The sequence below is a fragment of the Rhizobium sp. 05L429 genome, assembly GCF_056397645.1.
The window spans coordinates 203,792-220,250 of record NZ_JBFTNV010000004.1 but is presented as its reverse complement, the minus strand read 5'-3'; the positions used below and the strand labels follow the sequence as shown (position 1 = coordinate 220,250).

Genomic DNA, 16,459 nt, shown 5'->3' with positions numbered 1-16,459 from the left:
GGGCACCTTCGCTCGCTTGTCTCCAATGCCGTGATGTGATGGACTGACCCTGGGCAATCCCGGGCTTTCCGCCAGCACTCAACTCACTGGTACGGTTGTATGCGCAAACTGGCTGCCGTTCTCTGTATCGATGTCGCCGGCTACAGCAAGCTGATGGGGCGCGATGAGGCCGGCACGCTCTTGCGCGTCAAGGCGGCCTTTGCGGCATTCGATCCCGCATTGGCGCGTTACCATGGCCGCATCGTCAAGCTGATGGGCGATGGTGCCCTCATCGAGTTCGCGAGCGCGGTCGACGCGGCCGTGTGCGCCATTGCGCTTCAGAGCGCGGCTTCGGCAACCGATCCGACGCTTCGCTTCCGCATGGGCCTCAATCTGGGCGATGTGATCGTCGATGACGGCGATCTCTTCGGGGAGGGCGTCAATATCGCAGCGCGGCTGCAGGCCCTAGCCCAGCCGGGCGGTATCGTGCTCTCCGAAACGGTGCGTGAACACGTGGCGGGAAAATTGAATGTCGCTCTCGAAGACCTCGGGACGATCTCGCTCAAGAACATCGAGCGCCCCATCCGCGCCTTCGCCATCCAGGACGAGGCGCCGGCACAGGCTTCCGCCAGCCGCGAGCGGATCGGCATCTGCGTGCTGCCTTTCGCCAATATCGGCGGCGATCCGGAGCAGGATTATTTCAGCGCCGGCGTGACCGAGGATATCATCATCGACCTCAGCAAGCTCTCGGCTCTCACGGTCGTTTCCCGCGCGACATCCTTCAGCATCAAGGCCCAGCGCGCGCGTGCCATCGCCCAACAACTCAATGTCGCCTATGTGCTGGAGGGCAACGTGCGCAAGGCGGGGGAGCGAATCCGCCTCTCCGCCCAATTGATCGACGGGTCGAACGAAACGACCGTCTGGGCCGAGCGCTTTGACCGGGACATCAAGGATGTGCTGGTGCTGCAGTCGGATCTCGCCAAATCCGTCGTCGAGGCACTGAGGCTGCGGCTATTGCCTTCGGAACGCCAGGCGCTGGAGCGCACCGGGCCGACCGATCCCGAGGCGTACAAGCTGTTCCTTCTGGCACGGGAATACAATATCAGCGGGTCGGAGCGACACCTGCCGCTGATCATCCGCCTCTGCCGCCGCGTCTGTGAACTGGAGCCGGGTAACGCACGTGCCTGGGCGCTTCTCGGCGAAACGCTCAATCGCCAAAGGCGCAGCGCCGGCGGCGCCGAGACGGGCGAATTCGAAATCGACCGCGCCCTCGAACTCGATCCCGAGCTTGCCAGCGCCCATGCCGGAAAGGCCTTGCTGTTTCTCTACAGGGGACAATTCGGGGAGGCCGAGCGCCAGAGTGCAATCGCCCTGCAGCTCGACCCCGACGACTACACCGCCAACCTCGCCGCCGGGCGCACCTTCGTCATGCAGCACCGGTTCGACGATGCCATAGGCCATTTCGAGCGGGCCGCAGCACTCGCCCCCGGAGACTACAATGCCGCCGCCATGGTCATCCAGTGCTACCAGGGCAAGGGCGACGAGCCGGCAGCGCTGGATGCCTGCCGCCGCGCGCTGGTGCGCATCGAGCGTATCGTGGCGGCCGAGCCCGACCATAGCGGTGCGATCGGGCATGGAGCCGGCATCCTGGCGCTGCTCGGCGATCACGAGCGAGCCCGCGAATGGGCCTCGCGTGCCAGCCTGCTGGAGCCTGACAATATCCAGCTCCAGTCAAACCTCGTCTGTGCCTGGGCGATCAGCGGCGATGCGCAAGCCGCTCTCGATGTGCTGGAACGCATGGCGCCGAAGATGAGCTCGGAACTGCTGGTCTGGATGGAAAACGACAATGACCTGGACAGCCTGCGCCCGCTGCCGCGTTTTTCCGAGATCATGCTCGCGGCGAGGGCGCATCTTCGGGATCAGGTTTCGCCGACTGCGAAATGACCGAAGACCCCGCCCGTCCTGTCGTCGCCGCTTGCCGGATCTCCGGCGGGCACGGCGACGATTGCAGCAGGTCAGTTTTCAGGGCATCTCATCCAATAGCGTTTGAAGGCCGCAGGCCCAGTGCCGTAGCTGGGAGCCTGGCTCCATGGGTTCTTCGGCGTTTCAATAAACGTGTCGTCGTCGATCGAAACAAGCGTCACCGGCATTACGAAGGACAATGTCGCCTGGCGGTAGCGCGCAACGGCTGCCTGTTGGAGGCGTTTGGCAACCAGGTTGTCTTTCTCAGCGGGTGGAACGCGAAAGCGTTCGGGATCCTGTTTCACCTCGACCAGCGGATCATGCAGGGCCACCCGCAACAGTTCACCGTCGCCGGCGAGGCGCAATTCGAACTCATCCTGTGACGCCGGCGCCGGGCGATCCTGCTCGGAAGACGTGTCGGCGACATGCGCGGTCAGGATTGGCAGAGGCTGATGGTCCGGCCGCATCTCGATGCGGCGGATATGGCACAGGTCAGCGAGTGTTTTGTTTCGCACCTCGGGGCGGGCGGGTTCATCGACCAATGTCCAGTTGCCCTGCATCTTGCTGACGAAGGGAACGGACCCATCCGGGGAATATGACAGGAATGCAGCCCGTTGCGCTATCGTCTCCGCGATCGTCTTCACGGTTTGGATATTCTGCGCGGTCCTTGCTGTATCCTCGGGCTCACCCGGGCATCGCACAAGGAAAGTTGGCGTAGTGGAAGTGGCTGGATTGATAAAACCGACCACATCATCGTTTACCGGAAACACCTCGCCTTGCTGAACGCTGTTTTGCATGACCAGATTGCGCCGCATGCGTGCCACTTCATTGGCTTCGGGATTGTCATAGCCCAGCACATGCATCTCATCCTGAACATTGGAGATCCAAAAGATGGCTGCACCAACAGACAGGCGCAATTCAAATCGCCTTGAGCTGCCCTCCCGGCCCCTCGAACCGTCAAAGATCGGATAGCGTGGATCGGGTTGCTTGAGATTGATGCCGTTGAACTTGCACCACGTCTTCAGTTTGCTTGCGGGCAAGCCGTGATCCGGCGGCAATATCGCCCAGTCGCCAGGCAAGGTCTTGATGAGCGTTTTCGGGCTTAAATCCGCGCCGAAATCGAACATCCGCACCAGCGCCTCGGTTGAAGCCTGCACGCGTTCGCCGACGGTTCCGGCGTTGACAGCGATTGGCGCAGGGGCTGTATCCTGCGCCCGAAGCGGCGATGGTCCGGTCGTGAGGAAGGCGAGTCCCAATATTCCAAGCGTCGTATAACCCAGCTTCGAACCTGGAGATTTGCAATCAATATTTGGCCGCATGCTCTCATCCATCATTGCGATGGTGGCGGGTGTTAACGGCCTGGCATTAACAATTCCCCAGTCGGCTCGTTAAAGTTGGGAATTGTCACAATAATCACATCCACAGGTTAGGGATTGAGGAGAGGTCTTTCGAGGCAGCGGCATCGCTGCCGTTCAATCCACCGGTTGCGGAGCCGGGAATTTCCAGCTTCCGTCCAGTATGGCCTGTTGCGGCCGGTAAAGGCGGACCGTGTAGTTCCAGCCGGCCTCGATCGGCAGGCAGTTGGCAAGCTTGCCGTCGCAGCCTCCGAACTGGATGTCGACGGAACCATCCGCGCCCTTGGCGGCGGTGATATTGTTGACCGAATAGGCGTTGAACGGGTTCTCGACGAAATAACCTGCCGCGTCGTAGCGGCTGATCGACCAGAAACCGTCGACCGGCACGTCACCGGGAACATGCAGCCTGTAGAGGATTTTGCCGTCGTTTCTCTCGGGCGTGACGCTCAGATAGGTCGCTTCGCTGTCGGGATTGCCGCCCCAGCCGGCGGCCGTGCCGATGAGGTGATGAACGGGATCGACTTCGCTCTTCTTGCCGAAGGCCTTGTTGAAACTGCCCATGGACGCATTGAGCGCCAGCAGCGCATTGCGCACGGCATCCTGGCTCGTCTTGTCCCAGACGGGCATGTCCAGCGTACCCGGCCCGCCGGGCTGATCGATCTTGATGGCATCCTGCAGCCTGTGCACCTCGTCGGCATCGCCTGCTCTGGTCGGGTCTATCAGCGTGCGCGCGGCGACCAAGACATAACGCGTGCCGACGCCATCCCTGGTGAGCGTGTGGCTGCCGGCGCCATGCGAGACATCGACCACATAGTGATCCTCGTCGATGACCATCAGCGACATGAAGCGTTTGCCGGCATCCGGCATTGATATCGTCACCGGCCCGGCATTGAGATCGAAGACGGCGCTGGAATAGAGCGTATCGCGGTTGCCGCGAATGACCGTCTGATGTTTCACATCGAAGGGCTCGCGGCGGTGGAAAAGCTTTCCGAGCCCGGCTTCCCCGGCCGAGACCGCCATGTACATGTCGGTTTCGGCGCGCGCGAAATTATCCGGCGTGACCTTGATGGCATCGGCGGCGGATGCTGCCCCCGTCATGAGGAGCAGAGCCACCGACGCGGCGGTGAGAATTGTCTTCTTCGCGGTCATAACTTTGATCTCCTTACATCGGCTCCACATCCGCCAGCGTCCAGGCCTTGTCGAACAGGCGCTGCGTTGGCGCATAGAGGCGAAACATCAGTTCGAACTGGCGGCCTGGAATGGTCGGCACCCAGTTCGTTTCCATGCCCTCCGGCGCCTTCGGCCCGAAATAGATGTCCACCGACCCGTCGGCATTCTTCTTGACATCGGCTGCATTGGAGGCGCGGCTGGCGCGATCGGCACCCTTCAAAAGCGCGTGCGTCTCACGGTCGTAGACGGTGACAGACCAATATTGCTTTACCGGCACATCGGCCGGCACATGCAGCTTGTAGGCGCGGGCGCCGTCATAGCTCTTGCCGGTCTTGTCCTTGATGTTGATCAGGTAGAACTGGCCGACGCCAAGCCGCTTGATCGCGATATAGGCGTAGGTATAGGCGATGCCGCGCGCATCCACGGCATATTTATCCGGTTCGGCATAAGTGGTGGCCTGACCCTGAACGGCATCGGCCAGGGCCGGCATGGTCCAGTGCGTGCCTTCGAAAAAGGCCGGAAAGCCGGCCTCGTAGCGCGCCTCGAGCCAGGCCCTGGCATCGGCAATGCCTTCCTCCTGGGCTTTGCTCGCTGCGGCATCGGGCGCGTAAGGCTTGCCCCTTTCGATGCCGATCGAGCGCAGCTGGTCGATCATCGCCCGGTCGCGCGGCAGCCATGGCCCGCTCTGGACGACACGGTCGAGCAGCGTGAAGAAGCTCGGGTCGTATTTGATGGTTGAAACGAAATCGGCGTCCTTGACGTCGCGGTAGACGGTCTGCGGTGGCGCCTTTATCGCGGACAGGGGATAGAACCTGACGCGCTTGCCATAGGCGATCGATTTCTCGACATCCGCCTCGCCATGGCTCCTGAGGTTGGAGCGCATCAGGAAATAGCCGGTATTCGTTTCGGCCGCGAGCCGCTGGACGCCCTTGGGCAGCTTGCCCTTGAAGCCGGGCGGGGTGATCACGAACTTGACGCCGGCGCCCTTGTCGATGCCGAGCAGGCCGGCATCTTCCAGCGAGGTCTGCCACAGGGTCACGAAATTGGCGTTGAGCGAGCCGTCGTCGCCGGCTGGCGGAATTTCCACCACGACGGGGCCGCTCTTGCCGAGATCATAGAAGCCCATGAAATAGAGCGTATCTGGATTGGGCGTCAGCGTCTGATTGTGCCAGTCGAGCGGCCGGCCCCAGTAGATGATCTCGCCGGTCTTGCCGCCGGCCGCGATCATCTGATCGTACATGAGCAGGGTGTTGACCGCCGGCATGCCCCAGATCACCGCTTCCGTCGCCCGGCTGCGCGCGAGGCGCTCTTCCACCTCCTGCGCCGCGGAATGATCCTGCGCGGCAGCCACACCCGCCGACAGCAGGCCGATCGTCAATGCAAATACCAGGCGCAACATGCGTCACCTCCGGCCCAGATTTCCAGGGCCGAAAGGTGCCACGGCTGAAACCGCCGGCGGAAGTACGTAACGGTAAATGCTGGTGTAAATCGGACCGTAAGCGCGGAGCACGTGCTTTCCAGATTCTCGACGTTCTCTCACGCCCCGCGCGCCAGCCCATGCTCCACCAGCCGGTCGATCACCTCCGCATAGGCGACCCCACTCGCCGCCATTGCCTTGGAATACATGCTGATATCGGTAAAACCCGGAATGGTGTTCACCTCGTTGACGACGAAGCGCATGTCTTCCATCAGGAAGAAATCGACGCGGGCCATGCCGTCACAGCCGAGCGCGCGGAAGGCGCGGGCGGCCATGTCGCGGATCCTGGCTTCGACATCGGCGGGCAGTTCTGCCGGGACTTTGAGGGCTGCGCCATTCTCGTCGATATATTTGGCGTTGTAGCTGTAGAAGCCGTGGCTTTCGGCCGGCGCGATCTCGCCGGGGCGGGAGACGAAGAGGCCGCCGTTTACATCCTCCAGCACGCTGCATTCGATCTCGCGCCCGGCGATGAATTCCTCGGCGATGAGCTTGTGGTCGTGGCTGAAAGCTTCACTGAGGGCGGGGCCGAATTCCTGGCTGCCGGAGACCTTGCGCACACCGACCGAGGAGCCCTGGCGGGCCGGCTTGATGAAGAGCGGCAGGCCGAGCGCGCCTTCCAGCGTTTCCAGTGCAGGTGGCGCCGCCTCATCGAGCGTCACCGAGCGGGCGACCGGCAGGCCGGCGGCCTTCAGGAGCTGCTTGGCGATATCCTTGTCGAGCGCCGTTGCCGAGCCCAGGATGCCGCAGCCGGCAAGCGGCACGCGCGCCACCTGGCAGAGCCCCTGGACCGCGCCATCCTCCCCATGCAACCCATGCAGCACCGGGAAGACGATATCGATCCTGCCGGCTTCGGCGGCTTTTCCATCCGGTGCGATCGCCAGCAGGCGTCCGCGCCCGCCGGGCACGAGGCAGAGTTCGGTGCCGACTTCGGGCCCGTCGAGTTCGCCATTGCTGACGCGGCTTTGCAGCCAGCGTCCATCGCGGGTGACGAAGACCGGCAGGGCGTCATATCGTTCCGGGTCGAGTGCGCGCATCACGTTGGTCGCCGACATGATGGAGATGTCGTGCTCGCTGGAACGTCCGCCGAAAAGCACGGCGATGCGTAGCCTGGGTGGGGAAGGGCTCATCAAAATCTCCTGGCGAAAAACAATTTCAGAAGGCGACCGCGATGCCTCTGTTGGCGAAGAAGCGGTCGAAGGTAGGAAGCGGCAGGATGACATCGGCCTGGCTGGCGCGGTCATGGCCGGAGGGATTGTGGAAGCGGACGCTGGCTTCATCAGCCGCCGTCACCAGCACCAGATGGCCACCCTTGCCCGGCGGCTCGCGCTCCGGCCAGCGGATCGTGCTGCTGACGGAGGCGATGAAGAAGCGATGTCCCGAGAGGATTTCGGGAATGCTTTCCGCCGGCACCTGTGTCCTCACATCGGCTGAAAGCCCGAAGCGCTCGCGCACGAAGGTCACGAAGGGCGCATAGATCAGCCCCTTGATCGAGGCGTCCGCCTCGTTGATCACATAGCCGCCGTAGCTGGTGCAGGCGCGCGCCAGAGACAGGATCGGATGCGCCTCGCCGCGGGCGGCCAGGATCATCTTCAGACAGGCCATGCCACAGACATTCACCGCCCAGCGCGCATATTCCTCAATCGTCTCGGCGCCGGAATTCTTCCAGAGCGGATCACGGTGAAGCGCTGTCGCCCCATCCGTCAGCACGGGCAGGGTCATCTCGGGCGTTTCCCACTGGCTGAAATAGGGCACGTCTGTTTTCACTGGGTTCATGTCGTCTCCGTCAGGCACTGCGATTACGAATCCTGCTTGAAAGTGGCTCAATCTAAATGCATGTTCGTGTTAATATGAAGATCCACTTTGCTCATTGCGCGTGAGCCACTTGAATAAACCATTGGGGAAGTTTGATGACGCTGACGAGAAGACGCGAAGGGCCATCGGCTTCCTTCCGGCCTACGATCGATCCGTCGTCATCAGCGCCATTGCCGCGCCAGCTTTATCTCTCGCTGCGCAACGCCATAACCGAGCGGCGGTTGACCGGCGGGCAGCGGCTTCCCTCGACACGGCTTGCCTCGGCGGAATGGGCGATCTCGCGCGGCGTCATTGCCGAGGCCTATGAGATCCTGATGTCAGAGGGTTTTGCCGTCGCCCGCCATGGCTCGGGCACCTATATCGCCTCGTCCATTCCCGAGGGTGCGGCGCGCATCGATCCCTTGGGCGCAGGCAGCGCGCAGGCGATCCGCCGCGGCGTGTCGGCCGCTGCGACCGCGATCCTCACGCGCGGGCCGAGCCTGGAGCCGCAGAAGGCGCTGCCATTCGTCACCGGCCGCATCGCCCATGACGAACGCACGGCGCGGCTTCTGAACCGCATTGCCGTCAGACACATGAACTATGCCTTTGAAGGCTATGGCGATATCCAGGGCGAAAGGGAGCTCAGGGCGGCCATCAGCGCGCATCTCGCCGTCTCGCGCGGGGTGCGCTGCAGCCCGGAGCAGATCTTCATCACCGCGGGAACACAGCAGGCGCTCGACCTTGCCTTCCGCGTGCTGATGACGCCGGGCGATACGGCCATCGTCGAGGACCCGTGTTATCCTCCCGCCCGGCAATGCCTGGCGCTGAACGGCATCGATATCGTCGGCCTGCCGGTCGACGCTGATGGCATCGACATGGCACGGCTGTTGGACGGTACCATTCCGCCGCCCGCCGCCTTCTATGTGACACCCTCCAACCAGTATCCGGTCGGTTCCGTTCTCTCGCTCTCGCGCCGTCTCGGGCTTCTCTCTTATGCTGAGGAGAACGATTGCTGGATCATCGAGGACGATTACGACAGCGAATTCCGCTACCAGGGCCATCCGATCGCCTCGCTGCACGGCCTCGATAAGACGGGGCGCGTTCTCTACACCGGCACTTTCAGCAAGGCGCTGCTGCCGAGCCTGCGCATCGGCTATCTCGTCATCCCTGCCGACCTCGTGCCCGCCTTCCGCGCCGTGCGCCCCGCCGTCGACCGCTGCCCGCCAAGCTTCCAGCAGCGGGTGATCGCCGATTTCCTGGAGGAGGGCTATTTCCCGGCGCATCTGCGGCGACTGAGGGAGCGGCTGCGGGCGTCGCGCGATATGCTGGCCGGGTTTCTGGGGGAGCGGCTGGCGGAGCATGTGGCGGTGCTGCTGCCGGATCAGGGGATCAATCTGACGGTCAGGAGCACGGGCGGATGGGACGATGATACCGCCGTCTCGGCTGCGGCGCTGAAGAGGGGCGTGGTGGTGATGCCGCTGTCGCGGATGAATGTGGTCTCCACGGATCGGTCGCGGTTGCTGCTCGGTTTTTCCGGCCTTTCCGAGGAGGAGGCGGATATGGGGACGCGGGTACTTGCTGAGGTTTTCAGGGGCGGGGCTTTTGTGGAGGATTAAGGTGCGGGGGCGTCAAGGATCGCGTATGGAGCAAGGTGGAGGCCAACTGTGAGTTCTCTTTCGGCCGCGATGCGCACCAGCTAGCTTATGTTTTCCTTTTGCTTTTTAATTCTGTTTCGTCGCGTATGAACAATAAATGATAATGCCTCAAGCGCAATTAAGAACTCTACCAATAGGATTACTACGAATAGAGCCACGTGCTTGATTATTTCAAAGTCATTTCTGGCCGGTGTAAAAAAATAGTCGATCGCTGTTATCACTCCAAGCGCCACCCATAATTTTGCCCAATGGCGAAAACTCGGTGGAAAATTTATCGCGTCCGAGCAATTTTTCTTCAGCATATTGACGATTTCTTCCTCTGCACTTCCCGTGGCGAATTTCCACGCTTCCTTGGCGCCTTCCGTAACTGGATCAGGATCGTACCTATGAGAACGTGCGGCTGAAACGGTACGCCAAACTCCGAGCGCAACGGCACACGCAATCACAATGGGATTTTGCAGCAACTTTTTGATGCTTCCCAAAACAGACCAGAATAGATCAGGGGCGATCCAGGGTGTGCTTGCAATAAAGGCGGCAATCGAAATTCCGACGGGAGAAATTACCACAATACTTTTTCTTCCAGTCAATAATACTCCTGCAACTGAAATTGGAAATATAATTATTATCGATATTATTGCTGCAATTAATAGATTTAATAATTTCGTTGATATAAATACTAAAAACGCCAAGGCAACATAAAAAAACTTCAATCGCAATTATATTAGAATTTACTCCAGCATCAAATAGTGATTCATAATAGTAAATATATTTATTGGAAATATTTTCTGAAATAGATTCAATTGAAGAAACAATGTAATTTAATTTTTGAAAATATCTGTGGGCACCTTTGGTGACGGCGATGCACGCCAGAAGACCTACTCCAACGGATAAAAGTGAATGCAAGATCAGCGAGTCTTTAGACTTCAGCGCAAGAAGGGCATTCCGCCGTTGGCGAAGCATTCCTATTATTGATCGCTTTATACGCAGTCGTCCAATAGGCATGGTCCACCCTACGCAGTCTGCACCTCGGCATGACGCCGCAAGAGAAGCGAGGCGATGGAGAGGATAATATCGCCGTTGCCGGGCGGGCGCCAAGTATATTTTCCTGATAGGCTTTCACCTGTCTCTTCGCAGGATTCCGATGTGCTTGTGGACCAATTTATCTCGCCTGCGATGACCGCACTCGGCGCCTTGTGGAAGAGGCGGTAGACGCCCTGTCGGCCTGAGCCGTCGTTACCATTCGGCGTTCTACGCTTCCCCTTTACCACTTCACCCGCAGGCCCGCGGTGCCGCTGAGGGCATGGCTGTCGCCAAAATCCTTCAGCGAGGATTTTGCGGAGACTTCGCCGTAGAGCGAGTAGCGTTCGTCGTTCCAGGTGTAGGAGCCGCCCAGCGTCAGGCCGGCCCAGACGGGGTCGTTCCTGGTCTCGAAACCGGTACCGGAGATATCGACGGCGGTCCCGTCCAGGAACTCGCCGTAGAGGTTGGCGATGCCATAGACCTTCGCCAGTGCCGTCTGGCCGTCGGCCCGCTGCAACGTCTCCTCACGGTCCAGCGCCACGCCGAGCCGGCCGACCAGGCTGTCGCCGTCATCGAGCGATACCCGCGCGCCGAAGCGATCATTGAACGTGTCGAAGTCGACGGAGGAATAGATGAGCTGGGCCTGCGGCGTGATCGACCATGGCCCGGAGGCTGCAAAGCGCCGTCCGGTCTCCAGACTCAGCGCGTAGCCGAAGCCGTTGTTGCCGCTCTCCATGGCGCCGTCGACGAGATCGGATTTGAGGTCGGTGTCATACCAGGTGGCCTGGCTCTGCGCGTCGACATAGAAGCCGTTGTCGCCATACCAGGTCAGTGCCGCGCCAAGCCCGAATCCTGTCGTGTCGATATCGCCATTGCCGTAGAGGGAGTCGATATCGCCGGAGATGGTGCCGTAATGGACTGTCAGGCCGCCGATCAGCCGGCCGCTTTGGTCCTGATAGAGTTCGCCGTCCAGGCCGCCCTCCAGCTTGAACAGATCGTAATCATAGCTGTCGATGGTCGTGCTGCTGTCAGGCTCGAGGCTCGCATGCATTCCTTCGGCGCGCAGCCAGACATTGTCAGGACCTTTGGCCGATGATGCTTTGCCATCTTCCGACCGGTAGCGGTCGCCGATGCGCTGCTGCAGCGTGGAAAGCCCGTTGAGAGCGAGCAGGAGTTGCGGATAGGCTTCGTAAAGCGGAACCCCGGGCTGATAGATGGGGCCGATCACTTCGCCGGAGGGATCAATGCGTGTCGAGCGAAGATACCAGTCGCCGTCTCCAGGGGTCGCGACACCGTTCTGATAGAGCCGATAGGCGTATGCACCGCCGACGACGGCCTGATCTCCCCGAAAAACATAGTCGCCGAGCAGCGAAAAACTGCCGGCCGAGGTGCCGCCGACATCGACGATCTTGATGCCCTCGACGGTTTGCGCCCCACCGCCACCGAGATTGGTCACCTTGACACTGGTCGTGCCCGAGGTGTTGCCGGTGACGACGAGGCGGTCGGTCGGCGAGGCATCGCCGCCGAGCACGCTTTCGATCGCGAGCGTGCCGCCATTGCCGATATAGTTGCCCGATATCGTCAGCGTTCCGATCGAATTGCCGGGGGAGACCGTGCCCGAGTTCGTCACGTCGCCGAAGATGGTGCCGCTGCCGCCCAGCGTGCCGAAGTTGGTGATATCGCCGATGACGCTCGAAGCGGCGCTGTGGTCGCCGATCAGCAGCGTGCCGTCATAGATCGTCCAGTCCGTCGCGGTGGTGGCGACGCCCGTCAGCAGCCAGGTGCCGGTGCCGGTTTTCTCGAAGATGTCGAAGTTCTGGTATTGGGCGGCCGCACCGATCGCGGAGACGTTAAAGCTGTCCGTGCCCGAGCCGCCGAGGCGCAGCGTATCAGTGGTGGGCGTGACACCAGCAACGACGTTACCTTCGATCACTGACCCGGCCCGGAGCTCAAGCGTGACTGTGCCCGTCGTCGCCGCAGCTGAGCGCGTGATAGCATTTGCCTGGCCCGCGCCAGCCCGGATTGTGCCGCTATTGATGATGGAGAGATTTGTGCTGGCCGAGTTGCCGACGACGGCGGCCGCGCCCGTTCCGCCCTCGATTGTTCCCGTGTTGGTAAGGGTGCCCGCGCGGTAGAGAATCCCTGAGCCACCGACAGTTCCGCTTCCGCCGCGGATCGTTCCGTTGTTGACCAAAGTCGGCGCGGCGCCGGGTCCTCCGAGCTCGAGACCGGACCCGCCGGTGCTGCCCAGGCTGTTTCCTCCCTGGATCACGCCGTTGTTGGTTGCCGTTGCCCCAAACGTTAGTCGCAAGCCTTGACCGCCGACGCCCGCAGCCGCGTTGCCGCCCTTGAAAGTCCCCATCAATGTATAGGTTCCACCGCCGCTCCCCAGCAGGGTCACCGTGGTGCCAGGGGTTGCGCCGGTACCATCCGCGCCCGAGAGAACAAAGCCCTGCGTATCGATCGTGATCGGCTTGGTTGCCGCAGCGAGGCTTGGTGCGACTCCGACGCCTACGTCGCCGGTCAGCCTGATGATAGAACTTGCGGCGCCATCGGCATTCGCGGCTCTGATCTGATCGTCCAGCTCCCCTCTGGTGGTGGCGGTGTATTCCCCCGCTGACACGGGAGCCGGCAGACAGCAGGCAATGGCCAAGGCCGCGATGCTAACGCCAGCCAGAAGATTTCGTTTTCCAACTATGCCCGCAGCGCCGCCGCCCATGTCTGCTCCTCGATGAATTGATTCGAATATGTTCACACGCTTAAAGGATGTGTTTTTCTGCGCTGCTTCGGCCTATCCCGCAAGCGATCAGCGGATCACATGCAAGGCTTGCTGTTCCAAAAGCGACAGCTTGTTGCAGGGCGGCAACAGGATCTTCAAATGCGACAGTTTTATAAATCAATATGTTATGGCTTTGGTAACTTCCGGGTAGTCGCGGTCGGGACATGGGCAAGCCGGCTCTGCAGCGCGCCGGAAGCGCTCTCGTAAAGGTTGTGGCAAACCGGAGGGGCGAGTGTGGTCAGCGCCGGTAAAGGGAAGGTTCCTCCGCCGGATTTCTGTCGGCCGGGCGCATTCCGCTCTACCCGGTCATTATGCTCACCCGGCCGTTTCGCGCTTCGGGAGCACGAGATCCGCGGCCGTATAGGCATGGAATTCGCTGCTGGAGACCGTGTCCAGCCGCTTGAACTTTTCGGCGAAACAGTATCGGAAAAGAACTCGCCGACATTGCCGGCTTCCTGGATCGCCTCGATGTTGACGACCGTCAGGCCGTCGCTGCTCTTCGCCAGGCTGCTCCAGAGGAAACCTTCCTTCCGTTCGGCGACGTAATGCACTACGTCCTGGATGATCTCGAAGGCTTCTTGCTGCTTTCCGGGATGGGCATGATGATGTTGACGATGAAGGTGGTGGGAGCGGGAGCGCCCGCAAAGGCGACGATCGTTTTGGTGGGATACAGTTCTTGAAGCTGGCCGGGCGGATGTTGCCACGCGGTCGCTTTTGGCAGATTGCGTTGAACAACTCAGGAACTCCGGGATAAGTCGAGGATGGCCTGCGCAAACGCTTTCGGTGCCTCTTGCGGTAAGTTGTGTCCGACGCCAGGAACGATGCGCCGTTCGTAGCTAGCTTTAAAATGCGGCTCATCGCGATCGATCGAGGTGGGTGGGTCGACGCCATCGTCCGCACCCTGGAGAACAATCGTCGGAACCGTAATGTCCGGCTGTCTGGCCAAGAGACCTTCTATTGCTTCGACTTCCGGATCACCGGGGATACCACCGAAGCGATGGCGGTATGAATGGATCACAATGTCCACAAAATCGGGATTATCGAAGGAAGCGGCTGTTTGCTCGAAGGTTGCCTGGCTGAACGACCATGTAGGCGACCAAGTTTTCCAGATGAACCCGCAAACATCAGCGCGATTCTGTTCAAGAGCCCGGCGGCCACGCTCTGAATGAAAGTAATATTGATACCAATAGCGAGCCTCCTCTTCGGGAGGTACTGGCTTTCCGGCTTCGGCGATGTTCTGGATGTTATAACCAGTCCCACAACTCACTAAGCCTAATACCCGTGCCGGCCAAAGTGCGGCCACTATGCACGCCGCTCTGCCTCCCCAATCATAGCCACCGAGCAAGGCTTTTTCGATCGAAAGGGCGTCCATGAGTGAAAGCAGGTCCGCACCTAACGCGGCTTGTTCACCCGAACGCGGCGTTCTCTCTGACCGAAATCTTGTCCCTCCGAAGCCGCGCAGAAATGGTACGATGCAACGATGGCCGTGGCCCGTCAGGATTTCCGTTGTCTCATGATAGGCATGAACATCGTACGGGAAACCATGCAATAGAATAACCGGTGTCCCGTCCGGCGGACCAGTATCGATATAGGCAATATCCAAGGTTCCGGCAGAGACGGTGCGCATTCTGGCCTCCTAGTCTCGAAACAGACAAGAATAACAAAGATTTCTCTTACGCTTGCGGAACTGAGACTACCCAAATTCGAGGCTGCGACAAAGGTCGATCCTGGCGGATGGCGTTAAAAACCCGCCATCGCTGCCGTTGGATCAATCTCGTGAAGCCGCGGCGTCTGTCGGCTCAGCCAGCGCCATTTCGGCTCATGAAGTCCAGGTAGATGCTTTCGCTCTCTTCGTCGGCCGGAAACATCGTTTCGATGCGCATTTCCTCGGCGGCTACCGTCTGCGGCGTTCCGACCGTTGTGATCATCGAGAAGAGGCTGAGGCTATGGCGTTCCGTCCGAAACCTGAGGGGGATCATGGGCAGGGCATCCGAGGCCGATCCGGAATGCAGGTCCTGCGGGACATCGGGATAGGCCATGAGCTCCGTTATGAGCATCTGCGTGCCTTCGTCGGAAACATGACCGATCGCTTCCCTTCGGACCCGTGAAAGAAGACTGCGCGCCGTTTCCTCCCAGTGCATCAGGAAGGGCTGCAACCCCTCGGGATCGAACATCAGATGCAGAAGATTGCGAGGCTTCGGTCGCAGCGAAAGATCGATGAAGCGATTGAAGAAGGCGGGGGCCGATCTGTTCGTGCCGATCACATTCCAATACCGATCCATGACGATCGCCGGAAATGGCTCATGCTGCCGCAACATTCGCCCGACCGCGCGATCGATGCTCTGCATGGAAGGGGCGTCGAGCGGTTCGTCGCGGTAGACCGGCGCGTATCCCGCGGCAAGAAAGATGGCATTGCGCTCGCGCAGGGGGATCTGCAGGGCGTCGGCGATATCGATGATCATCTGCCGGCTCGGTGTCGATCTTCCGGTTTCGACGAAGCTCACATGCTTTTGCGAGATGCCCGTATCCAGCGCGAGTTCCAGCTGCGGCTTGCCCCGGATTTCTCGCCATTGGCGCAACAGCGCGCCTGATGTCGTCGGATGGGAAGGCCGTGGGGCATGAAAGGCTCTGGTCATGGGGTCCGCTGGATCGTGGGAGAGGCTGGCCGCCGGAGCGGCCGAGCCCATTCTATATCAGGGCTTTATCCAGGCGTAGGCATCAAACGGCGGCTCCAGGGCAGGGCGGGTGACGCTGCCGGTATAATTGGTGATCGTCGAAGCGGCGACAACGGCGATCACCTCCAGAAGCTCGTCCTCGCCGAAGCCCGCCTGAAGAAACGCGTCGGCATCGGCTTCCGGCAGTCGTCCGCGGCTCTCGATCAGTGTGCGGGCGAGCTTTGAAAGCGCTGCCGCCTTCGGTTCGCCCGGCAACCCGCCGCTTCTGATCGCTTCGACATCGACAGCCGGAATGCCCTGCCGGATGGCCAGAAACGAATGAAAGCCGACAGCCCACTCGCAGGCATTCGTCACGGCGTTGGTCAGCAGCAATACCTGGATCTGCGGCTCGCTAAAGCTGCCGCCATGCACGTTCTGGAAAAGCGCTGCCAGGCAATTGATGAGCACGGGCGAAGTCGACATGGCGCCTGCGATATTGGGGACAAGGCCGAAAGCATCATTCAGGCCGCGCAGGGCGGATTGCGACGCCTGTGGCGCCGTCTCGAGGCTATGGATCGGAAAATGGGGCATTGCATGACCTTTCAGATATTCGGGCT

General features: G+C 60.7%; 12 protein-coding genes and 1 pseudogene. 2 read left to right on the top strand and 11 right to left on the bottom strand.

What is annotated here, in order from left to right:
* Positions 1–99 precede the first annotated feature (99 nt).
* Positions 100–1,923: a TPR end-of-group domain-containing protein gene (locus AC1DNW_RS05835; RefSeq protein ID WP_477852181.1), complete on the top strand. Its 1,824-nt coding sequence runs from the start codon at positions 100–102 to the stop codon at positions 1,921–1,923.
* Between the two features lie 71 nt (positions 1,924–1,994).
* On the opposite strand, the gene AC1DNW_RS05830 is transcribed toward AC1DNW_RS05835, so the two are convergent.
* The 5 genes from AC1DNW_RS05830 to AC1DNW_RS05810 all read right to left on the bottom strand — a co-directional run bounded on the left by AC1DNW_RS05830 (position 1,995) and on the right by AC1DNW_RS05810 (position 7,716).
* Positions 1,995–3,260, bottom strand: a complete 1,266-nt coding sequence (locus tag AC1DNW_RS05830; protein WP_113311348.1) for a hypothetical protein — start codon at positions 3,258–3,260, stop codon at positions 1,995–1,997.
* Positions 3,261–3,413: 153 nt separating this feature from the next.
* Positions 3,414–4,445: a DUF1254 domain-containing protein gene (locus AC1DNW_RS05825; RefSeq protein WP_113311347.1), complete on the bottom strand. Its 1,032-nt coding sequence runs from the start codon at positions 4,443–4,445 to the stop codon at positions 3,414–3,416.
* 13 nt (positions 4,446–4,458) lie between these two features.
* Positions 4,459–5,865 (bottom strand): DUF1254 domain-containing protein, encoded by a 1,407-nt coding sequence (locus tag AC1DNW_RS05820; RefSeq protein ID WP_113311346.1) that lies wholly within the window; start codon positions 5,863–5,865, stop codon positions 4,459–4,461.
* 137 nt (positions 5,866–6,002) lie between these two features.
* The gene (locus tag AC1DNW_RS05815; protein ID WP_113311345.1) at positions 6,003–7,070 is read right to left on the bottom strand and encodes a D-alanine--D-alanine ligase family protein; all 1,068 of its coding nucleotides are present in this window, start codon (positions 7,068–7,070) and stop codon (positions 6,003–6,005) included.
* A 25-nt stretch (positions 7,071–7,095) separates the two neighbouring features.
* The gene (locus AC1DNW_RS05810) at positions 7,096–7,716 is read right to left on the bottom strand and encodes a C39 family peptidase (protein WP_113311344.1); all 621 of its coding nucleotides are present in this window, start codon (positions 7,714–7,716) and stop codon (positions 7,096–7,098) included.
* A gap of 134 nt (positions 7,717–7,850) precedes the next feature.
* On the opposite strand from AC1DNW_RS05810, the gene pdxR reads away from it, so the two are divergent.
* Positions 7,851–9,350, top strand: a complete 1,500-nt coding sequence (gene pdxR, locus AC1DNW_RS05805) for a MocR-like pyridoxine biosynthesis transcription factor PdxR (protein WP_113311343.1) — start codon at positions 7,851–7,853, stop codon at positions 9,348–9,350.
* Between the two features lie 80 nt (positions 9,351–9,430).
* Here the strand turns inward: pdxR and AC1DNW_RS05800 are convergent, their stop codons facing one another.
* The 6 genes and pseudogenes from AC1DNW_RS05800 to AC1DNW_RS05775 form a co-directional block, all read right to left on the bottom strand.
* Positions 9,431–10,105: a hypothetical protein gene (locus AC1DNW_RS05800; RefSeq protein WP_477852179.1), complete on the bottom strand. Its 675-nt coding sequence runs from the start codon at positions 10,103–10,105 to the stop codon at positions 9,431–9,433.
* 545 nt (positions 10,106–10,650) lie between these two features.
* Entirely contained in the window at positions 10,651–13,032 is a 2,382-nt protein-coding gene (locus AC1DNW_RS05795) for an autotransporter outer membrane beta-barrel domain-containing protein (RefSeq protein WP_162748614.1), read from the bottom strand.
* Positions 13,033–13,503: 471 nt separating this feature from the next.
* Positions 13,504–13,861, bottom strand: a pseudogene (locus AC1DNW_RS05790) (antibiotic biosynthesis monooxygenase).
* Between the two features lie 63 nt (positions 13,862–13,924).
* Positions 13,925–14,815: an alpha/beta fold hydrolase gene (locus AC1DNW_RS05785; RefSeq protein WP_113311340.1), complete on the bottom strand. Its 891-nt coding sequence runs from the start codon at positions 14,813–14,815 to the stop codon at positions 13,925–13,927.
* A 172-nt stretch (positions 14,816–14,987) separates the two neighbouring features.
* On the bottom strand, positions 14,988–15,824 hold the full coding sequence (locus tag AC1DNW_RS05780; protein ID WP_113311399.1) for a helix-turn-helix transcriptional regulator: 837 nt from the start codon (positions 15,822–15,824) through the stop codon (positions 14,988–14,990).
* A gap of 57 nt (positions 15,825–15,881) precedes the next feature.
* Complete coding sequence (locus AC1DNW_RS05775; protein ID WP_113311339.1) at positions 15,882–16,433, bottom strand: carboxymuconolactone decarboxylase family protein; 552 nt, start codon at positions 16,431–16,433, stop codon at positions 15,882–15,884.
* Positions 16,434–16,459 lie beyond the last annotated feature (26 nt).